Genomic DNA, 21,280 nt, shown 5'->3' on the forward strand with positions numbered 1-21,280 from the left:
ATAAAACTTTTTAGACACTGAGATTTTAAACGATTAATCTTGTTTGCAAAGAAAAAAACTGAGAATCTGCCTTAAGCGAAAGGCTATTCTCAGTTTTTTCATGTTTTCTTTCCGTTTTTATAATCCTGCTATTCTTTTTGCAGTCAAAACATATTTTCCTGCTAGTTAGTGATGGATACGATTTTGCTTTTACTTTAAATAGCCAAGATATGTGTTCCCGCTGGCCACAGTCAATGCCTCCAGTTCCTCATACGGAACTGAGACCTTCTCTCCGGTATCCGGTTTTACATAAGTGATCATACTATCGTTGTATCCAATCAGCAATACCGCATTATTTAAATCCGTCATAGCGATGATCGGAGTACCTTTTCCGAGGATATAACATAATTCTTCCGGACTGCATCCATGGAGATCAAGTACATTTCCTAGAAACTGTTCTTGGAGAATCTCAATCGGCTTTTTCCCCGCCGCCATTTCTCCGGCGGCATCTACTGTTTTTCCTTCATAAGCGAAAAGACGGTTCAGCGCCGCTGCCAATGTGTTCCCTTCTTGATATGGACTGAGATCCACTCCTGCGATATCATACACAAGACTTCTGTTTCCTCGTTCCCATACATACTTCTGACTTTCTGATACTACAAGCCCTTGATTTTCATTTGCCTGCCGAATCGCATCTGCTGCACTTGCATAGATTCCAAGTAACTTTCCTTTTCCATAGGTATAAAATACTTCGGCCTCTCCTTCTTCCTCAAATGGAATCAGAACCGGATTCTCAAACAACACTTGCTTTGGCTTCAAAAGTTTCGGCTTCTTATCGGAAATTCCTGACTCATATTTAATTCTTACCTGCCGTTCTTTTTCGTCAGAAGTATATGTTTCTACCGAAATATTACTCTTTTCTACTTCTTCATTACTTGTAATATAATCCTTTGCAACAGCTGTATACACAGACTCATTTTTCACAACACGGTCTAATATCAACATTTTCTCTTCTACGGTCACTCCTGTCACATAGACTTGATCCGCCTGATAGGTCTTTACAACTTCATTGTCTGTATCACGGATTTCCAGCTTATACATCGGGCAGACATGCTCTCCTGTAACAAAAGCTCCTGCATCTTCCTTGCGCCCAATCCCATAGACGAAGTCCTCCGAAATAAATCCAAGCGGTCGAATAAATTCTCCAGAACTGCAAGTAACCGTCCGCTCTTTTCCAGTGACAAAATCAAGTACTTTAACTTCCTCCGCATTTTCAAGCGAAGAAACGGTCTGATAGGCAAGAAGTCTTCCATCTTTTGAAGATACATACTGGTCTTTTTCAAGATTCTCTACCAAAGCTTCCTTTTTCCCTTTTTCCAGATCAACTTTATAAAGTGTTCCTTCTTTCATTGCGTAGAGCACTTCTTGCTGCTCGTTATAATAGACAAGCTGCTCCTGTTCTTTTAATAAAATTTCACTGGAAATATTATCGGGAATGAATGCTTTTTCTTCCACAAAATTTTTCTCAATATCAAAAAAGTAGATTGCCGTGCCGACTTCACCTTCATGTTCTCCTCGATTCATATACCCGATTACTTTAAATGTTGTGTCTCCCTGCTCATTGACCGATACAATCTGGATCTCATGTTCCTTGCATAAATTTCGAATGTCATATCCTTCGGAATCTGCAAAGCTAAATACAAGTGACAGTGCATCCTGGCTCTGATTATAATTCCACAATTCGCCTGCCTGTACAAAGGAAACGATCGTCCCTGCCTCATTTGCCATATAGGGAAGTTCTTCTTTCGCAATTCCCAGCAAAATTCCATTATTATCTAAAACATTCCCCGACGCATCTAATTCTTGTTCCATCGTCCGCTCATAATCAAGAAGGTATTCGGTTCCTTCTGCATATCTCACTTTCAGATACTCCCGTATCTGATAAACTTCCGTTTCATCCTGCTCTCCGGCACACTCCACTTCATAGTCATAGACAATGGTCATATAATTACCGCTAATTTCCTTAATACTTCTGCTGACTTCTCCTTTGATCTGCGGACGCAGTTCCCCCCAGGTCAAATGTTCTGCATCAGAATGGATTGTAACTTTCTGTAAATTCTCTGTCTCATCATCTTCCGTTCCATTCTCAAGATAGGCTGCGATCGACTCTGTATTTTCTTTTCCAAATGTCATATTGTGGAATCGTTCTGCAAATGCAAGACACGCATCGCTGTCTGTTCCTTCCTTTGTGCAGATCCTCGTGTAATAATAAATATCCTGTTTTTCCGTATGCAATGTCAGCTTTAAAATCGCTTCCCGATCTGCAAGCTCCAACCCTGGGAAAGTCAATGATGGTTCCTCACCGATTTCCTTTCTCTTTTCCTTATAAAGAATTTCTTTTCCATCTGACGAACATACTTCATAAGTCAGCGCTTTTATCGGCAACACTCCTTCTTCTATTCGGAGTGTGATTCCACTCTGAAAATCCACCGGTGTGATCGTGCTTCTCATTTTCCCTACATTCATCTCTGAAACATAACCTACCAACGGATTGATCTCATATTCTCCCGATACAATCTGTATCCTCGGCAGTGTCGCTCCCCCCATATCTGCTGTCATATCAGCATTTCCCTGATTGGTCAGAAAACTAAAAACGATGACAGCGATCAAAAATACAAACGTCAGAATTCCTGCTCGTTTTACCTTTTCTTTCATGCAAAACTCCCCTTTATTGCAACAGTTCCCCTAATGTCGGGTGAATCTGTAAAAACTCCCGGCATCTTTCTATCTGTTCTTTATTATTCTTTTTCTTTCCTGTTTTTATTGCTCTGATCAAAATATTCTTTGGCGTATGCTCCATATCGATAAACTCTAAGATCTGTGCATCATATCCTTCTCCCTCAAGATACTCCGCCCGCAGCGCGTCTGTAATCAATGCAGACATCCGCTCTTTGATCAGTCCATATTTCAGTACCGGTCTCAGAATCTCATTTTGAATCTGTCCATTGACTTCATGCTGACAGCATGGTACCGATAAAATTACTTTGGCATTCCACCCTACTGCTTTTGCAAGTGCAAAGTCTGTTGCAGTATCGCATGCATGCAATGTCACTACCATATCTACTTCCTCAACCCCGGTATAATCCGCAATATTTCCCTCGAGAAATTTTAACTTCTCATATCCATACTTTTCGCTAAGCTGATTGCAGTTTGCAATCACATCTTTTTTCAGATCTAGTCCGATGATCCGAATATCATAGTGCTTCAGTTCGTGCAGATAATAATACATCGCAAATGTCAGATAAGATTTGCCACATCCAAAATCAAGAATGGTTACCTCCCTGTCTTTTGCAAGTTGCGGCAGAATATCCTCAATAAATTCCAAAAAACGGTTGATCTGTCTGAACTTGTCAAACTTACTCCGGACAACCTTCCCATCTGCCGTCATAACTCCGAGATCTTGTAAAAACGGAACCTGAATCCCTTCCTTCAAAATATAGTTTTTCGTCCGGTTGTGGGATAATTCTGCCTGCCGCTTCTCTCCCTTTGTTCTTTTTTTCTGAATAGTTACCTTTCCCTTTTTGCTCACGAGCACTGTGTATTGAAACTCCTTTGTCTCAATCTGCATCTGACGAAACAGTTCCATATCCTGTGTAAGTATGTGCAGCGCCTGTTCATACTCATAATTCTCATGAAATACTTGACGGTTTTTATGTGTCTCACATTGAAAGAAAAGTACATCCTTTATCAGTACAGGACGTACTTTCACTTTTACGATTTCTTCTTTTTTTCTCGGATTACTGAGTGTAGCTCCGATCAGATCTATATTGAGGATTTCTTCCAGTATTTTTTTAATCTCTTCCATCTGCTCTTTACTCCTTTTTTTCTTTCGTAGTTGTATTGTAATGCCTGCCCCCTGCAAATGCAAGAAAGGACAGGGAAATTTCATAATTTCCCCATCCTTTTTAGAGATATCTATCTTCGGGTCTGACCTTTTTCATACTTGATCTTCATCTATTCCCTGCAATAAGCTCTCTTATTTGCTTTCTTCCGGCTGCGGTTGTGGATTTCCCTGCTGCTGATACAGTCTTGGGAATACGATCGTCACTTTAAAAAGATCTCCGTCCAGATACAGTAAGAATTTTCCTCCTTGAAGTTCTGTCAGGTTTTTCGCAATCGACAATCCCAGTCCACTTCCTTCCGTACTTCTTGATACATCTCCGCGGATAAAACGTTCTGTCAATTCATCTGCGGAAATATTTAACGGCTGTTCTGATACATTTTTGAGAGAAAATTGTACATAGCGGTCTGACATTCTCAAATCAGCATAAATTCTTGTACCTTCCATTGCATATTTGGCAGCATTATTATAAATATTTTCAATGACACGCCAAATTCTTCTGCTATCCACACGAATCATTGCCGGTTCCTTCGGAACATTAACAACAATGCTTAAATTTCTCTTCTCAAATTTCTCTGCAAATTCCCCTGTCGTCTGGTTGATCAATTCTACCAGATCAATATTCATATAGTGCAATGTAATATTTCCACTGCTGATCTTCGACGCCTCTACCACATCTTCCGTCAGTGTTTTCAGCCGCTGGGATTTTGCATCTAAAATTTGCAGATATCCCTGAATCTTCGGATCTTCAAATTTCTCCTGCTTCAGAAGACCGACATAATTGATAATGGATGTCAAAGGAGTCTTAATATCGTGTGAGACATTTGTAATCAAATCTGTCTTCAGGCGCTCATTTTTCATATTTGCCTCAACCGCATTGTGAATTCCTTCCCCAATGTGATTAATATTTTGTACAATCTCTGTATCCTCTTTCACCATATTTCCAATCGGAATTTTATAATTAACATCTCCAGATGCAATTCTCTGAATTCCAAACTTGATTCTCTGCTTCGCGATCGCGCTCTTTAACAGATATGCAAACACCGCTACATCCATTGCAAGAACAAACAAAACAAAGACTGGATATCCGGTCGCCAACAATAACTGCAGTAACATAAATCCCATGTATCCCAACGTGATTTTTGTCGTACTTCTCCGGTTCTCCCAAAACACCCTAAACAAGTGTCCCACCCACCGTAAAACGCTGTTTTTCCAAAGAGTTCTCGCCTTGATCCGTTTGACAAGACTCAAATACCCTAACATTCCTACTGCACAAGTGATAAGAGTCCCAATTCCTCCGATCAATACCATCTCAAAAAAGCGTTCCTCAAATCCATAAGCAGAGGATATATAAAGTCCTTCTTCAGTATAGCCATATGACAGATCTCCCGGAAGACTCAACCCCGAAATCGGCAGCATGATTGCAAGTAGCATTCCTCCAATGATCAATGCCGCTGCGATCTCCGTCTTAATCCGGTCAAAAAAGTTCAGTGTAATTCCTTCTTTTCCATTTACATGACCTGTCACTGCCGTCAGCCAGATAAAACTTATCAGGAAAAGAATTGCCGAAACCGCACTTCCCACTACAATTACTTTCACCCACGGACTATACTGTTCATACTCTTTATTTTTTATATAAAAACTGTCTTGGATTGGATAATTCGTATCTACGGAAACTGCAAAAAGAAACTCCTCTTTCTGATTTGCACTTCCTGTCACCATATTCTTCCATTCTTCCGCCGAAACATCCATATTTGACTGAAAATCTGCAAGTTTCGGAGCGACAACTACATATTTTCCCTGTGCAGTCATCTTTTTTATATTTTCTTCTACTTTATTGTAATCTTTGTATGCACTGCGGTTCGTGTATACTTTTTTCGCTTTCTGGTCCACATACATATATGCCAGATTCGTATTTCCTTCTTCCACAGTCTCCAGCCCATCTTTGTACTGGTAATAATAATGAGGAAGGATCACCAGTGTATTGTCAAGTATTCTGTAAACTTCCTCAAGTTTTCCATTCCATTCTGCATCTGTATTGACCAGTTCCAGAAGATTCTTAAATCCTTCCGGTGCATACTTTTCATTGATCACGCCGTCTGAAAATTCCCAGCAGTCTACATAGAGTACTTTTCCTTCTTTATCTCTAATCGTTTTCTCTGCCTCATCAGAATAATAGCTGTCATTCATATATTCTTCATATCCCAGTTGTGCCATATATCCTTCCAGACTCATTTCTTCTGTTTCTATGAACTGCAACGATTTTTCTTCGATCAACTTCTTAAATTCCGATTTATAATAATAATGGTATGTGCCATCTTCCTTTTTGCAGACAATGACTCCTTCTTCCTCCGTGTAGTCTATTCCATTGTAGGATTCTGCCCACTTGATCAGATCTCCAACTTGATATGCCATTCCCGATTTGTTTGTTCCATCTACCGCTCTTGCATTTTCATCAAATTTCTTCAAATCGATCAGTCTGTTTGTATCATATTTTCCTTCAGTCTCAAAAATCGGACGAAGTGTATTGTAGTCTAAAATGTTCGATACCGTTGTCTGTACTGTATCTTCAAACCCCTCACTGTCCTCATATGCAAGTGGTTTATCTTTCTGAAATGCACTCAGATATTCCTGCCCCGGATAAACAAGAATCCACGCAAGGCTGAGAACCATAATCACTGTAAGCACGTGCACCAGAACGAGCAGCAACCCTTTACACAATCTTGATTGATACCATTTATTCATACTTACTCCTTTCCAGAGCCTTACGGTCCGCCATCTTGCTAAATCAAAATGACATTCCCTGCTCTTTAAAGTTTCTCTATCTTATATCCGACCCCCCATACGACTTTCAAGTATCTCGGTTCCTTCGGATTGATTTCAATCTTTTCCCGTATATGGCGGATATGTACTGCGACCGTATTATCCGCGCCGATTGCGTCTTCGTTCCATATACTTTCATAGATTTGATTGATAGAAAAGACTTTTCCTTGATTTTTCACTAATAGTAATAAAATGTTATATTCGATAGGTGTCAGCCTGATAACATCTCCGTCAACTGTCACCTCTTTTAATTCATCATCAATTTTCAGCCCTCCCACAGTAAATACCGAACTTTTCTTCTCAACTACTGTGCTTCCAAGCTGTGTATATCTTCTAAGCTGGGATTTTACTCTTGCCACTAACTCCAGCGGATTAAATGGCTTTGTCAGATAATCATCTGCTCCTACATTCAATCCTAATATTTTGTCTGCATCTTCTGATTTTGCAGAGAGAATAATAATTGGCAGACTGTTTTTCTCTCTGATCTTTAACGTTGCCCTTATGCCGTCCAGTTTCGGCATCATCACATCAATAATAAGAAGGTCTACCTCCGTCGAATCAAGAACCTTGATCGCCTCCTGTCCATCGTAGGCTTTTAATACATTGTAACCTTCCTGCCGTAAATAAATTTCAATCGCTTCTACAATTTCTTTATCATCATCACATACTAATACATTAAACATATTTATCACCTCCTCTGTATTATACAAGGATAACAGTGATTTTTTAAGAGGGGATTACGGAAATTATTAAGAAATGTTTAATTTCATATCACGATTTTAGTGGGTTTTCAAGCATTTTTGTTACTAACGTGCGAGTCCAACCGATATTCTGAATATGTGCTCATATTTGTAGCCTCTTTCCTTCCTGCCCTTTTCAAAACAAAAAGAGGACTATTCCCCGCCCTCCAAAAAATCTATTTCCAACTGCTCTATAATACAATTAAAAGGAACAACCGCCCACAAGGGGCATATCACATTGATATAAGGATAGTTTTTCTATGTTGTTCAATCGCTATTTTAAGCCATTATTTAAAATATCATCCGCCTTAAGACTTACTTAATATTTTTTTGTTTTCTTTTAGAAATTACACATATTTTAGACACATTTATTCGTTATACTACGTTTAGATAGTTGATTAACACTCACTATCTCCCCCCCTCATAAAGTAACTGCACCTCGGGGATTCCGGGGTGTAGTACTTTAACTCTCATTCCTTTAATAACTATAAAACGGCAGAACCCGTCAGCTTCCACAGCTGACGGGTTTTTGCTGTACTCACTGTCATTCTATTGTTGCGCCACTTCTCCCAGCACTTCCGATCTCAAAGTCATACGGGTCAGGTTTCATCTGAAATGCAAATCCCTTTGCATCTGTTTTTTCTGTGATTGTTTTTGCAGCATCCTGCAAATCAGGCCATGTCCATTCATTCGTCGGCTCTTCCAGCCCCGCCTCTGTAAATAAATCTTTATTGTAATACAATACATGAGAAGTAAATCCAACCGGCACTCCATAAATTTCTTCTTCAAGAGAATTATAGTTCCACAACGTATCGCTGAATTTTTCCTTAAACTCAGCCCCACCTTCTTTTTCTATGTAAGACTCAAGCGGTTCCAGACCATCCGCATATGCAGGATAATTCCACATATACATAATATCCGGGGCATCGCTGGAACCCATCCCTGCGCTGATTTTTGTATCGTAATTACTTCCATATGCCTCTAATGTCACTTCGATATTTTCATGTGCTTTGTTAAACTCATCTACCAATTTCTGCTGACGATCCATATCTTCTGCAACATCCCATGTTGCAAAACGAAGCTGTACTTTCCCATCTTTAGAATCATTATCATTTTTGTCATCATTTCCACATCTTCATGTTCCTGCCTTTATGAAAATAAGATTACCCTCGCCTCATACGGCTTCAAAATACCTTTTTTATGATGTTTGTAATTGGAGATCAGTTCCTCTCCTTCTTCCGCATTGTCAAAAAGTGTACAATCCACTTTTTTGTCTGTAAAATTACATCCTACCACAAGTTTCTGATTCCCCAAAATCCGCTCGTATGCGTAAATCTTGTCATCATCTTCTAACAGTCCATAAAAGATACCATCAACGACAATATTATACTGTTTTCTGAGTGCAATTAGTTTCTGATAGTAGTAGAAAATACTGTCTGCATCCTGAAGTGCATCTTCTGCATTAATCTGAAGATAATTCTGATTGATGCCAATCCAAGGAGTCCCTGTCGTAAATCCCGCATGTCTGCTTCGATTCCATTGCATTGGTGTTCTTGCATTGTCACGACTGATTACTTTCAATGCACTGATCATATCCTCTTCTGCCATGATATTTCTCTCCATTGCATCTTCAAAGGCATGAATACTCTCGATATCCCGGTATTCTTCTATTTTCTCAAAATATGCATTGGTCATTCCAATTTCTTCCCCTTGATAAATATATGGAGTTCCTTTCATCATATGAAGACAAGTCGCAAGCATTTTTGCCGAAAGTTTTCGATACATCGGTCCGTCATTTCCAAAGCGGGAAACTGCTCTTGGCTGATCATGATTACTCCAGTAAAGGCTGTTCCATGCTTTTCCTTCTAATTCTGTCTGCCATTTGTTCAGAACTTCCCTCAAATCTTTCAAACAGAATCTCTCATCCGTCCACTTTCCAAATTCTCCGACAGTTAAATCTACATGTTCAAACTGAAATACCATTCCAAGCTCTGTTCCATCCAGATTTGCATATTTCTTTGCCTCTTCGATTGTCACTCCCGCTGTTTCCCCAACGGTCAGCAGATTGTATTTTGAGAGAACTTCCCTATTCATCTCCTGAAGATACTCATGTACTCTCGGTCCATTGCAGACAAATGGTCCGAAATCTGCGTAGCTACTACCACCGTGAATTTCCCCATTCGGATAACTTTGCTCCTTGGAAATCATACTGATCACATCCATACGGAATCCATCGATTCCTTTCTCACACCACCAGCACATCATCTCGTATATATTGTTCCGTACGGCTTTATTTTCCCAGTTGAGATCCGGCTGTTTCTTTGAAAAACAATGAAGATAGTACATATCTGTTTCTCTGTCGTACTCCCATGTAGAGCCTCCGAAACACGCCCCCCAGTTGTTCGGTTCTTTTCCGTCCTTTCCCTCTCGCCATATATAAAAGTCTCTATATGGATTTTCTTTTGACTTTTTACTTTCGATAAACCATGCATGTTCATCCGAAGTATGATTCACAACTAAGTCCATCACAAGCCGTATTCCTCTTTTGTGCATTTCTGCAAGCATCCGGTCAAACTCTTCCATAGTACCAAATTCCTGCATAATGTTCTGATAATCCGAAATATCATACCCATTGTCATCATTCGGTGACTGATAGACCGGTGAAAGCCATACGACATCTACTCCAAGTTTCTGCAAATAATCAAGATGTGCCGTAATCCCATTTAGATCCCCAATTCCGTCTCCATTACTGTCTGCAAAACTTCTTGGATAAATCTGATATACTACACTATTTTTCCACCACATTTTTTCTTCCTCCGATTTTAATTGTTAATGATAGTATAAACACTTTGTTTCGTATTTTCTTGCAATATGTTATTCTATATTTATGCTATATTCACTTTTTATCACTTAACAAACTAGGAGGTCCTCTTTCATGAACAAACAAACTCTTCAGGAAAAACCACACGGAACCCCTTATTTTCCGTTTGAATCATTCTCTCAAGCAGATCTTACCGGTTCCTACTTTGCCCCTTATCACTGGCACGACGAATTAGAATTCCTCTATATTACCAAAGGTTCTCTGACACTTCGTACAGAAAATTCTTCTTACGCATTGACAGAAGGGCATGTTTATTTTATCAATCCCGGAATCGTACATGGAATTTTCGGACACAGCAAAGTATCCCATCACTATGCACTCTTGTTTCCCATGTCTCTACTGAGCTTTACCCAGTACGACATCTGTCAGGATGCGCTGATCCTACCCCTTCTGTCTCAAAAATTACAATTTCCCTATGGGGAAACTCTGCCCAAAGAATGTACCGAAAAGCTCTGCTCTCTCATAGAATCTGCTGCCTTACTGTACGATTCTCCATCTCCCACGACTCCACTTTCCATCAAAATTCTTCTGCTGCAAATATTGGAAACTCTGTTTTTACACAATGCATTTCTCACAGTTTCTGAAGAAACCTTGTTCAAAAGAACTTCTAATTTCGATCCTCTAAAAGAAGTATTTACTTATATAGAAACAAACTATATGAGGAAAATTCATCTAGAAGAGCTGTCCAGCTGCGCACATATGAACAAAAATTATTTCTGTAAATTTTTTAAAAAGAAGATTGGCAAATCTCCTTTTACATACCTGAATGAATACCGTATCAATCAAGCTGCTTCCCTTCTTCTGAAAAGCAATGCTCCAATCACAGAAATCGCCCTCAATACTGGCTATGAAAATATGAGTTACTTCATCAGACAATTTAAATACTATAAGCACTGTACTCCTTCTGATTTCCGGCATTTTTCAAAACACAAAGAGCAGTCTTTTTAAAAAATCTGCTGGAAAATCCATCTTCTGTTTGCTATACTTTCTCCTGACAAAAGCAACTCATGTTCCACAAGCCCGTCTTGTGTTCATATAGATATTTGCATGATAAAGGAGATGATTTTTATGACAATAACATGTAAAAACAAAAATAGAAACCATAAACAATCAGGGAGGTCTGATCGATAGTTACCTCCCGGAATCAGGAGGCTATATGATTACTATTACATTAGATACAATTAAATTTCACCTAAAAGAAATCCATGATTTCTCATGGCTGCAAGCAATCGGAAATGTTTTTGCTGTCTTTGACCAGAATGATTCCGGAAATATCAGTTTCGGTGTCGCGCGAGGTTCAGAAAAATTTTTCATAAAAGTTGCCGGAATTGCCACTGCTGAATCTATCCGTACAAAGGAAGAGGCCATTGCGTCTCTCAAATCTGCGATGTCTGTTTACGAAACGATTACACACCCACATTTGATCGAACTTATAGATCACGGTTCTCTGGACGATTTATATATTTCTGTATTTAAATGGACATCCGGTGACTGTCTCTTCGATCATTGGAATTTTGAGAAATATGACAACAATCCTCAGCTGATCCCTCCTGCAAAGCGTTTTCGGCAATTACCTTTAAAGAAAAGAATCGCTGCCGCGGAAGTTCTGTTTTCCTTTTTGAATACTGTTTCTGAAAGCGGATATGTTGCGGTTGATTTTTATGCAGGAAGCATAATGTATGATTTTCAGACAGACAGAATAACAATCTGTGATATCGACTTATTCCGAAAAAAGCCGTCCATAAACGACATGGGCGAAGACTACTGGGGAACAAAGCGTTTAAAAGCACCGGAAGAATATTGTTACGGCGCTGCCATTGATGAAATTACAAATGTTTATACACTTGGTGCTCTTCTTTTTGACAGCTTTTTTGGTCATTACACGGAAGAAGAAATTCGTACTCGCTATGAACAAAATGCCTTTTCTCCTTGCTCCTTTGAACAATGGGAACTTAACAGAGCATGCTACGATGTCGCATGCAAAGCTGTCTCGCCTGAAAGATTGAAGAGATATTCTTCCATCGACAGCTTTTACAAAGACTGGAAACAAGCTTTGTGTAAGACAACACTCAATATCTAAACACTTATCGACATATTTTTTATCAAGAAAAGAGCCCTATATCCTCTCATCAAATGACAGTCATACTTTTTACTGTCATACAGAAGTATATGGGCTCTTTTTCTATCGCAAAGCTTCTGTTTCGGTGAAGCTTTTATTTATCTTCACAATGGCAGAAACGGCTTTCCATCCAAGAATACAAATCTGTATATACCGTTTCCCGGTCCGTTTCATTCAGAATTTCATGTCTGTCATTTTCATATAACTTGATCTGCACATCTTTACATCCACAGTCTTTGTATTTTTGAAAGACTTTTTCCACACCATCCCCAAAGTTTCCCACAGGATCCTCCTTTCCAGCTACAAAAAATATCGGAAGATCTTTTGGTATTTTTTCAATGGCTCCTTTTTTCTGTAACTGTTTCATTCCTCCGAACATCTGATAGTAAGCGCTCACAGTAAAAATAAAGGTACACATCGGATTTTTTAAATAAGCATCTACCATTTTTTCATCCTTTGTCAACCAGTCCATCTCAGTCCTTGTAGGGTGAAACTTCTTGTTATATCCTCCGAATGCCATCGAATTTACAAACTTACTTCGGTAACGCCACCCCTTGACTCCGGCAATGAACTTGCAAACTCCTCTGCCGAGCATCAGTATCGGTAATGGCTGATATCCTGTTCCCATAATGACTGCGCCTGACAGCCCTTCCGCATAGAATAGCAGATATTGTCTCAGCAAAAAAGAACCCATACTATGTCCCAGCATAAAATATGGAATCCCCGGATATTTCTTCTCCGTTTTTCTGCGAAGGGTATGGATATCTCCCACTACATATTCGTTGCCGCTCTCTTTTGGGAAATATCCATAATCTTCCTCATCTGCCACTGATTTTCCATGTCCCAGATGATCATGACCAACTACTACGAATCCTCTGTCAGTAAGATAAGAGGCAAATGCTTCGTACCGTTCAATATATTCTACCATTCCATGACAGACTTGAAGGACAGCTTTAATCTGTCCCTCTCCTCTCCACTCAATTGCGTGGATCTCTGTATGTCCATCACCGGAAGGATAGTAAAATTCTGTCTTTTCCATCGTTTCTCTTCCTTCCTACTTTTTTATTTACCTGTCTTCCATCTCAACATATGCTCTGTGCGGAGCCAGCGATTTATATGCCGGACGGATAATCTTATCAACATTTTTCAACTCTTCTAATCGATGTGCACTCCATCCGACAATACGTGCCGTTGCAAAGATCGGTGTATACAGTTCCTTTGGCAGCCCGAGCATGCTATATACGAGACCGCTGTAAAAATCTACGTTGGCATTGACTCCTTTGTAAATTTTTCTCTTCTCACCGATTACTTTTGGTGCCAGTTCTTCCACCAGTGCATAAAGAGCATACTCCTTCTCACAATGCTTTTCTCTTGCCAGCTGTGCAACAAATGCGCGGAAGATATCTGCCCTTGGATCGGAAATAGAATAGACCGCATGTCCCATTCCATAAATCAAACCTTTCTGATCGAATGCTTTCTTATCCAGGAGTGCTTCCAGATATGCCTTCACTTCATCTCTATCTTCCCAGTCTGTAAGATGCTGCTTCATATCTTCAAACATCTGTGTCACTTTGATATTAGCGCCTCCATGCTTTGGCCCTTTCAGCGATGCCATAGCAGCTGCCATCGTTGAATAGGTATCTGTTCCAGAAGAAGTAACTACATGCGTCGTAAATGTTGAATTATTTCCTCCGCCATGATCCATATGGAGCACAAGTGCCATATCCAGTATCTTCGCCTCCAGCTTCGTATACTTCTTATCCTTCCTTAGCATCATTAAAATATTTTCTGCTGTGGAGAGTGCCGGATCCGGAGCATAGATAAATAAATCCTCTCCCATCCGATAATGATATGCATGATATCCATATACCATCAGCATCGGGAACTGGCTGATCAGATTCAGACACTGCCGGAGTACATTCGGGATAGACGTATCGTCTGCCTTTTCATCATAAGAATATAGATTTAAAATCGAGCGTGAGAGACTGTTCATCATATCCTTGCTAGGTGCTTTCATGATCACATCTCGCACAAATGTCGGCGGAAGCGTTCTGCGCTCTACAAGAACATCGTGAAACTCTCTTAACTCGCTCTCATTTGGCAGTTCTCCGAATAAGAGGAGATACGCAATTTCTTCAAATCCATAATGTTCCTTTTTTAGAAATCCATTGACAAGATCCTTTACGTTATATCCACGATAATACAAATTTCCTTCACATGGAACTTCCTCTCCATTGACAATCTTCTTCGCGCGAACATCTGATACATTCGTCAGCCCTGCCAGAACACCTTTTCCGTTCAGATCGCGCAGTCCTCTCTTTACTTCATACTTTATATATAATTCTTTCTCAATCTCATTATTCTCTTCACACTTCTTTGCTAATGCTTCGATCTGAGGTGTCACATCAAACAATGCTTCTGAAACTGATTTTCCCATAGGCTTCTCCTTTCCGAATGCTGAAATCTGTTTGTAATTTAGCACTTATTATACTAAAACACATTCATTTTTGCAATATTCAAAAATATTAAATAATTATTAATCAAAAACAGACTTTTTGTTTCTTCTTCGCAAAAAGTCTGTTTTAGTTTGTTCTATATTAGTTTCCGGTCGGAAAATATGGACGAAGTGCTCCAGCCACATTGCTGATTGGCATGGTCTGCAGCCAGACATGTCCTGGTCCTGTAATTACTGTGTTAAAAAAGCCTTCTCCCCCGAAAAATTTGTTTTTTAACCCCGGAACAGTCTGGATATCCATCTGGCATGACGCTGTCATCGCCGCAAGATGTCCGGTATCAATTACAATCTGCTGCCCTGGCTGAAGTTCATACTCAATCACATGTCCGTCAAACTCGGCAAACATGACTCCTTCGCCGGAAATCCTCTGTAGTATAAATCCCTCTCCGCCAAAAAAGCCGGATGCAAGTTTTTTATGAAAATGAACGGACAGCTGTATTCCTGCCTCAGCTGCAAGAAAGCCACCTTTCTGTACGACTATTTCTTCTCCCGGACGAATATGAAATGCCCGGATAGAACCAGGAAAGCTGGATGCGAATGCAATCTCTCCCGATCCTCCCTGCGCTGTATAAATGTTTTGGAAAATTGCTTCCCCGGAAAACATTCTTCCGAATGCCTTTCCAAGTCCTCCATTTGTAGAAGTATCCATCCGCATATTTGGTGACATCCATGCCATAGATCCCTTCTCTGTGATCATGCTTTCCCCTACGTCCAGTCTGCAGATAACTACCGGAAGTGTGTCTCCTAAAATCTGATATCTCATAGTTGTTTCCCCCTTCTCTAACTCAAATGATAAACGCTACGCCTTCGTTCCATTCTCCTCTTGCTGCAACCGTCCGACAATATTGCTTAAAATTGCAAACTCTTCCAGATTAAGGGCTTCTCCTCGTACGCTCGTCCCTTTTCCTAATTCCGCAATTGCCTGCTCAATTCCCTCTCTGGATAAGGAAATTTCAGGTGAATTTTTCAGTCCGTTTGCCAGTGTCTTCCGTCTCTGATTGAAAGATGCTCTGATAATACGGAACATCAATTTTTCATCTTTCACCTGCACCGGAGGCTCTTCATGGCATTCTAACCGTATCACTGCAGACCCTACTTTCGGTCGCGGCATAAAACAATTCGGTGGAACATTTGCTGCAATATATGGCTTTGCATAATATTGCACTGCGAGCGACAGTGCCCCATAGTCTTTCGTTCCAGGTCCAACCTGCATGCGGTCTGCGACCTCTTTTTGCACCATAACTGTAATGCTCTGCACCGGGACATGACTCTCAAAAAGTCCCATAATGATCGGTGTCGTAATATAGTACGGAAGGTTTGCCACCACTTTGATTGGTTTCCCTCCATTTCTCTCCTGAGCCAGTTTTACAATATCCAGCTTTAACACATCTTCATTGATGACAGTCACATTGTCATAACTGCTCAAAGTATCCTCCAGAATTGGAATCAATGCTTTATCAATCTCAACCGCCACGACTTCTCTCGCCGCGCATGCGAGATATTGTGTCATCGTACCGATTCCCGGTCCAATCTCCAGAACAAAATCATCTTTCGTAATCTCTGCCGAACGGATAATTTTGTCCAACACATGCGTGTCAATCAGAAAGTTCTGACCAAATTTCTTCTGAAATGAAAAATTGTATTTTTGCAATACCGCAATGGTATTCTGTGGATTGCCTAATGTTGGCTGATTCATATATTTTCTCCTATACTCCAAATAATTTCCTTGCATTTTCTCTCGTCTGTGTAATCACCTCTTCACAGCTGATCTGTTTGATCGCCGCAATTTCTTCCGCGATCAAAGGAAGATTCAGGGAAGAATTTCTCTTTCCTCTGTTCGGAACCGGTGCAAGATACGGACAATCCGTTTCCAAAACAAGCGCTTCCAGTGGAATCTCTTCCACAACCTCCTTGAGTTTTCTGGCATTTTTAAATGTGACAACCCCACCGATTCCTAGCAGATATCCCATCTTTACATACTCTCTTGCATGCTCGACAGAATACGAATAACAGTGGATAATCCCCTTAAGATCCTGCCCATATTCTTTCATCATCTCCAAGGTATCGGCTGCGGCTTCCCTGCTGTGGATGATCACCGGAAGTCCCGCCTCCCTTGCAGCCTCCAGCTGACGGAGAAACCATTTTTTCTGAACTTCATGTGATTCCTGATCCCAGTAATAATCAAGACCAATCTCACCGACAGCCACAACCTTCTCATGAGACAGCTTTTCTTTCAGCCATGAAAATTTTTCCTCATCCAATGTGCCGACTTCGTCAGGATGTACACCGACTGCCGCATAGATAAATGGATATTGCTCTGCAAGTCTGATCGTCGAAAGGCATCCCTCCAATGTTGCACCGACATTTACAACTGTCTCTATTCCTGCCTCCTGCAGACCGGCAAGAAGCTGTTCTCTGTCCTCATCAAACTGCTCATCATCATAATGTGCATGTGTCTCAAAAATCATCTATACTAACCCCTTTCGGATTTTGCTTCTGTCCTTGTATTATAAGTGAAAATCCTTGTAAATTCAACTTTTCCGATCCTTTCTTCTATAAAAGGTTTGAATTTATCTATAAAAAAGATTATACTTGTCTATATATCAAAAAAGAGGAGGAACTTCAAAATGAAAGTTTACGACACAGTAAATAAAGTAGAACTGGAAGCTACTGAAAAAGAACTTGTTGACATTATGGTAAATGGACGTCAGGTAGATCTGATCTTAAATGAAAAGAAGACAGATGCAGACGGATATCTGACATGGGACGTAGAACACTGGTCAAGCATCGATAATAAGAGATTCATCCGCTGCTATTCTTTAGAAGGACGCGTATTGAGTGAATCTACTGGTCACAATATCTACGATCTTGCAAACGACTTCAAACCTGAAGAAGCAAAAGAAGTACAGTTAAGTTAATCGAAACTGTTCGTTTCTTCCTGTTGAAAACAAAATCGAGAAGACTTTTATAAAAAGCAGGTACTGCCAAGAGGTAATATGACACGGACCCTCTTGCAATACCTGCTTTTCTCGTTCTCACTACGCTTGAACTCTTATCTTTTTTCTTTTTACAGAATTTCTTTTCTCAGCTGTTCTGCTGATTTCATAGACAATAAGCCTGGTGCAATATCAAATACTGTCTTTGCACCGCAGTCACCGTTGTTTGCAAGTCTGTATGCAGCACGGGCATATGCAACTAAGACACTAGAAGTAAATTCCGGATTAGAGTCCAGTTTTAAAGAGTATTCAATTACATGCTTGTTTCCTTCTCTTCCAGTCTCTCCAGTGCGGATCACAAAACCGCCGTGCGGCATTTTGCTGTGTTCTGCTTTTAATTCCTCTTCCGATACAAAAGTAACGGTTGTATCATAATCTGCAAAATAATTCGGCATTTCTTTGATGGTCTTCTCAATCAGTGCCTTATCTGCACCTTCCTCTGCCACGACATAGCACTCACGAAGATGTTTTTCTCTTGTGGAAAGTTCTGGCTCACTTCCACTTCTGACTCTCTCCACTGCCTCCTCAATTGGAACAGTATACTGGATTGCATTCTTCACCCCTTCGATACGGCGGATCGCATCAGAGTGTCCCTGGCTGACTCCCTTTCCCCAGAAGGTATAAGTGCTTCCTTGTACGAGGATCGATTCTGCATAAATACGGTTCAGGGAGAACATTCCCGGATCCCAGCCCACAGAGATGATTCCTACTTTTTTCCCTTCGTTTGCCGCTGTATCTACATCTGCAAAATACTCTGGAATCTTTGCATGTGTATCAAAACTGTCGATCATATTGAAGTGTTTTGCAATTTCTGGTCCCATCACTGGAAGATCTGTCGCAGAACCTCCGCAGAGGATCATCACATCGACTTCATCTTTCAGTGTAAGAATATCATCAAAATGTACTTTCTTTACACCTTCCGTCAGAATCTGAACGCTTTTTGGATCACGGCGTGTCACTACCGCAACAAGTTCCATATCTTCATTTCTCTCGACTGCAAGTTCTACACCGCGTCCAATGTTTCCATATCCAACAATACCAATTCTGATTTTACTCATTGTGTTCTCCTTCTTTCTCGTAATAATCTGTTTGTTACTTTATTGCAGGCTGTAGGGCAGAGTCTTAACAGATTTCTGCCCCCGCCGGCATCTCTTTTTCCGGTGTCATTAATGCAAGATTTCCTTCTGCATCTTCTGCACAGAGAAGCATTCCCTCTGATAAAACACCTGCCAGTTTCGCCGGTTTTAAGTTCACAAGCACCATTACTTTTTTCCCTACCATCTCTTCCGGTGTGTAATGTGCCTTAATTCCTGATACGATCTGTTTTACCTGACTTCCCACCTTTACTTGTGAACAAAGCAGTTTCTTTGATTTTTTTACCGCTTCGCAGGCAATAATCTCACCGACTTGGAACTGCATCTTTCCAAATTCTTCAAATGTGATTTCTTCTTTCGGTTCAATGTCAATTACAGACTCTTCCTCTGCTTTTTCTTCTACTGGTGGATGTAATTCTTCTACCTTCTTCATGACCTCTTCCATATCAAGTCTCTGGAATAGAATCTCCGGCTTGTCTGTTACATGACCTCCATTTAGTTGAGCAAGAATCTTTTCAGATGTCTCCGGCATAAATGAGCTTAATAATTCTGCCCCCTTTGAGATACTTGTAATCAGATTGTAAAGCACTGTTTCCAGACGGTCCTTTTTGTCCTCTTCTTTTGCAAGCGCCCAAGGCATTGTCTCATCAATATACTTATTGCAGCGTTTGAACAGGTTGAATATCTCTGTGATTGCATCTGCTACCCGGAGTTTGTCCATCTTCTCATCTACTGCTCCCGGTGTGCGCTCTACAACTGCTTTTAACTCTGCATCTACCTCTTCTGCAATTCCCTTATCTGTAACGATTCCCCCGAAATATTTATTTGTCATGGAGATCGTACGATTCACAAGATTTCCAAGTGTATTTGCAAGGTCAGAATTCATACGCTCTACCATCAGTTCCCATGTGATGACACCGTCATTGTCAAATGGCATCTCGTGCAGAACAAAATAGCGGACTGCATCAACTCCGAACATATTTACAAGCTCATCTGCATAGATGACATTTCCTTTTGATTTACTCATCTTTCCATCGCCCTGAAGCAGCCACGGATGTCCAAACACTTGCTTCGGAAGTGGAAGATCCAGCGCCATCAAAAAGATTGGCCAGTAAATTGTATGGAAGCGGATAATATCCTTTCCGATCAAGTGAAGATCTGCCGGCCAGTCTTTCTTAAACTGCTCACTGTTCTCTCCATCACAGTCATACCCAATTCCTGTGATGTAGTTTGTAAGCGCATCTAACCATACATAGACAACATGCTTTGGATCAAAATCTACCGGTATTCCCCATGTAAAAGAAGTTCTTGAAACACAGAGATCTTGAAGTCCCGGAAGCAAGAAGTTATTCATCATCTCATTTTTACGGGACACCGGCTGAATAAATTCCGGATGTGTATTGATATGTTCAATCAGCCTGTCCGCATATTTACTCATCTTGAAGAAATATGCCTCTTCCTTTGCTGGCTGTACTTCACGCCCACAGTCCGGACATTTTCCATCAACCAGTTGTGATTCTGTAAAGAATGCCTCACACGGTGTACAGTACATTCCTTCATAATATCCTTTGTAAATATCTCCCTGCTCATACAGCTTTTTAAAGATTTTCTGAACTTGTTTCTCATGATATTCATCTGTCGTACGAATAAATTTATCATAAGATGTATTCATCAGATCTGCAATCTCTTTTACCTGTGCAGCCACACCGTCTACAAATTCTTTCGGTGTCACTCCAGCTTCCTGAGCCTTCAGTTCAATCTTCTGTCCATGTTCGTCAGTTCCTGTCTGGAAAAATACATCATACCCCTGACTTCTTTTGTATCTTGCGATTGCATCAGCAAGTACAAACTCATAAGTATTTCCAATGTGTGGTTTGCCTGATGTATAAGCAATCGCTGTTGTCATATAAAATTTTTTCTTATCCATTTTGTATCCTCCTCTTTTTTTGAATATACGCATTTAGATTTTCCACTCAAAAGCAGCATCTTCAAAAAGGATCTCACCCGGAGAGTTTTTTATTTCATCATTTTTCTTGAAACAAAAAACTCGCCTCCTCAAAAGAGAAGACGAGAGATTCCCGTGGTACCACTTCTATTTATCCGCTCTTCACAGCGCGAACCTTACCGAGTGCCCTGCACTCCTCGCTGTAAAGGGCGAATCCCTTTGTATCACACTTTTCTTTCGTATTCTCTTCTAGATTAGACCGAATAGACAACAGAAAGTATCATACA

Annotated in this window: 15 protein-coding genes and 1 pseudogene; 3 read left to right on the top strand and 13 right to left on the bottom strand. The window is 40.4% G+C overall.

Going from position 1 to position 21,280, the window contains the following annotated elements; all coding sequences use genetic code 11:
• Nucleotides 1-189: 189 nt before the first annotated feature.
• From EDD74_RS03510 to EDD74_RS03535, 6 genes and pseudogenes are all read right to left on the bottom strand, one after another.
• Nucleotides 190-2,694: a hypothetical protein gene (locus EDD74_RS03510; protein ID WP_009263778.1), complete on the bottom strand. Its 2,505-nt coding sequence runs from the start codon at nucleotides 2,692-2,694 to the stop codon at nucleotides 190-192.
• Between the two features lie 13 nt (nucleotides 2,695-2,707).
• On the bottom strand, nucleotides 2,708-3,844 hold the full coding sequence (locus EDD74_RS03515) for a class I SAM-dependent methyltransferase (RefSeq protein ID WP_009263779.1): 1,137 nt from the start codon (nucleotides 3,842-3,844) through the stop codon (nucleotides 2,708-2,710).
• A gap of 171 nt (nucleotides 3,845-4,015) precedes the next feature.
• Nucleotides 4,016-6,625 (bottom strand): sensor histidine kinase, encoded by a 2,610-nt coding sequence (locus EDD74_RS03520; protein ID WP_009263780.1) that lies wholly within the window; start codon nucleotides 6,623-6,625, stop codon nucleotides 4,016-4,018.
• A gap of 65 nt (nucleotides 6,626-6,690) precedes the next feature.
• A complete protein-coding gene (locus tag EDD74_RS03525; protein WP_009263781.1) occupies nucleotides 6,691-7,386 on the bottom strand; it encodes a response regulator transcription factor in 696 nt (231 codons plus the stop codon).
• 637 nt (nucleotides 7,387-8,023) lie between these two features.
• A pseudogene (locus tag EDD74_RS03530) lies at nucleotides 8,024-8,557 on the bottom strand (ABC transporter substrate-binding protein); the annotation flags it as partial.
• 35 nt (nucleotides 8,558-8,592) lie between these two features.
• Nucleotides 8,593-10,248 (bottom strand): glycoside hydrolase family 13 protein, encoded by a 1,656-nt coding sequence (locus EDD74_RS03535; RefSeq protein WP_116440927.1) that lies wholly within the window; start codon nucleotides 10,246-10,248, stop codon nucleotides 8,593-8,595.
• A gap of 130 nt (nucleotides 10,249-10,378) precedes the next feature.
• Here EDD74_RS03535 and EDD74_RS03540 point away from each other — a divergent pair, with 130 nt between their 5' ends.
• Nucleotides 10,379-11,272 carry an AraC family transcriptional regulator gene (locus EDD74_RS03540; protein ID WP_016439916.1) on the top strand — a complete coding sequence of 298 codons (894 nt, stop codon included), beginning with the start codon at nucleotides 10,379-10,381 and terminating at the stop codon, nucleotides 11,270-11,272.
• A 208-nt stretch (nucleotides 11,273-11,480) separates the two neighbouring features.
• The gene (locus tag EDD74_RS03545) at nucleotides 11,481-12,404 is read left to right on the top strand and encodes a hypothetical protein (RefSeq protein WP_116440928.1); all 924 of its coding nucleotides are present in this window, start codon (nucleotides 11,481-11,483) and stop codon (nucleotides 12,402-12,404) included.
• 133 nt (nucleotides 12,405-12,537) lie between these two features.
• Here EDD74_RS03545 and EDD74_RS03550 read toward each other — a convergent pair whose 3' ends face one another.
• The 5 genes from EDD74_RS03550 to EDD74_RS03570 form a co-directional block, all read right to left on the bottom strand.
• Nucleotides 12,538-13,482 (bottom strand): alpha/beta fold hydrolase, encoded by a 945-nt coding sequence (locus EDD74_RS03550; protein ID WP_116440929.1) that lies wholly within the window; start codon nucleotides 13,480-13,482, stop codon nucleotides 12,538-12,540.
• 27 nt (nucleotides 13,483-13,509) lie between these two features.
• The gene (locus tag EDD74_RS03555; RefSeq protein ID WP_009263787.1) at nucleotides 13,510-14,880 is read right to left on the bottom strand and encodes a citrate/2-methylcitrate synthase; all 1,371 of its coding nucleotides are present in this window, start codon (nucleotides 14,878-14,880) and stop codon (nucleotides 13,510-13,512) included.
• A gap of 160 nt (nucleotides 14,881-15,040) precedes the next feature.
• A complete protein-coding gene (locus tag EDD74_RS03560) occupies nucleotides 15,041-15,721 on the bottom strand; it encodes a TIGR00266 family protein (protein WP_116440930.1) in 681 nt (226 codons plus the stop codon).
• A gap of 36 nt (nucleotides 15,722-15,757) precedes the next feature.
• A complete protein-coding gene (gene rsmA / locus EDD74_RS03565; protein ID WP_116440931.1) occupies nucleotides 15,758-16,654 on the bottom strand; it encodes a 16S rRNA (adenine(1518)-N(6)/adenine(1519)-N(6))-dimethyltransferase RsmA in 897 nt (298 codons plus the stop codon).
• A 10-nt stretch (nucleotides 16,655-16,664) separates the two neighbouring features.
• A complete protein-coding gene (locus EDD74_RS03570) occupies nucleotides 16,665-17,426 on the bottom strand; it encodes a TatD family hydrolase (protein WP_008977622.1) in 762 nt (253 codons plus the stop codon).
• Between the two features lie 159 nt (nucleotides 17,427-17,585).
• On the opposite strand from EDD74_RS03570, the gene EDD74_RS03575 reads away from it, so the two are divergent.
• Nucleotides 17,586-17,876, top strand: a complete 291-nt coding sequence (locus tag EDD74_RS03575) for a hypothetical protein (RefSeq protein ID WP_008977623.1) — start codon at nucleotides 17,586-17,588, stop codon at nucleotides 17,874-17,876.
• Between the two features lie 149 nt (nucleotides 17,877-18,025).
• Here the strand turns inward: EDD74_RS03575 and EDD74_RS03580 are convergent, their stop codons facing one another.
• Nucleotides 18,026-19,012, bottom strand: coding sequence for a diaminopimelate dehydrogenase (locus EDD74_RS03580; protein ID WP_009263792.1), 987 nt, complete (start codon nucleotides 19,010-19,012; stop codon nucleotides 18,026-18,028).
• Between the two features lie 64 nt (nucleotides 19,013-19,076).
• Nucleotides 19,077-21,008 carry a methionine--tRNA ligase gene (gene metG, locus EDD74_RS03585; RefSeq protein WP_081636862.1) on the bottom strand — a complete coding sequence of 644 codons (1,932 nt, stop codon included), beginning with the start codon at nucleotides 21,006-21,008 and terminating at the stop codon, nucleotides 19,077-19,079.
• Nucleotides 21,009-21,280: the final 272 nt, after the last annotated feature.

The organism is Faecalimonas umbilicata (assembly GCF_004346095.1).
Lineage (GTDB): Bacteria > Bacillota > Clostridia > Lachnospirales > Lachnospiraceae > Faecalimonas > Faecalimonas umbilicata.

Bases quoted from the DNA above. Each gene is read 5' to 3' on its own strand.
- EDD74_RS03510 (WP_009263778.1), bottom strand. From the start codon at position 2,694: ATGAAAGAAAAGGTAAAACGAGCAGGAATTCTGACGTTTGTATTTTTG.
- EDD74_RS03515 (WP_009263779.1), bottom strand. From the start codon at position 3,844: ATGGAAGAGATTAAAAAAATACTGGAAGAAATCCTCAATATAGATCTG.
- EDD74_RS03520 (WP_009263780.1), bottom strand. From the start codon at position 6,625: ATGAATAAATGGTATCAATCAAGATTGTGTAAAGGGTTGCTGCTCGTT.
- EDD74_RS03525 (WP_009263781.1), bottom strand. From the start codon at position 7,386: ATGTTTAATGTATTAGTATGTGATGATGATAAAGAAATTGTAGAAGCG.
- EDD74_RS03535 (WP_116440927.1), bottom strand. From the start codon at position 10,248: ATGTGGTGGAAAAATAGTGTAGTATATCAGATTTATCCAAGAAGTTTT.
- EDD74_RS03540 (WP_016439916.1), top strand. From the start codon at position 10,379: ATGAACAAACAAACTCTTCAGGAAAAACCACACGGAACCCCTTATTTT.
- EDD74_RS03545 (WP_116440928.1), top strand. From the start codon at position 11,481: ATGATTACTATTACATTAGATACAATTAAATTTCACCTAAAAGAAATC.
- EDD74_RS03550 (WP_116440929.1), bottom strand. From the start codon at position 13,482: ATGGAAAAGACAGAATTTTACTATCCTTCCGGTGATGGACATACAGAG.
- EDD74_RS03555 (WP_009263787.1), bottom strand. From the start codon at position 14,880: ATGGGAAAATCAGTTTCAGAAGCATTGTTTGATGTGACACCTCAGATC.
- EDD74_RS03560 (WP_116440930.1), bottom strand. From the start codon at position 15,721: ATGAGATATCAGATTTTAGGAGACACACTTCCGGTAGTTATCTGCAGA.
- rsmA (WP_116440931.1), bottom strand. From the start codon at position 16,654: ATGAATCAGCCAACATTAGGCAATCCACAGAATACCATTGCGGTATTG.
- EDD74_RS03570 (WP_008977622.1), bottom strand. From the start codon at position 17,426: ATGATTTTTGAGACACATGCACATTATGATGATGAGCAGTTTGATGAG.
- EDD74_RS03575 (WP_008977623.1), top strand. From the start codon at position 17,586: ATGAAAGTTTACGACACAGTAAATAAAGTAGAACTGGAAGCTACTGAA.
- EDD74_RS03580 (WP_009263792.1), bottom strand. From the start codon at position 19,012: ATGAGTAAAATCAGAATTGGTATTGTTGGATATGGAAACATTGGACGC.
- metG (WP_081636862.1), bottom strand. From the start codon at position 21,008: ATGCGTATATTCAAAAAAAGAGGAGGATACAAAATGGATAAGAAAAAA.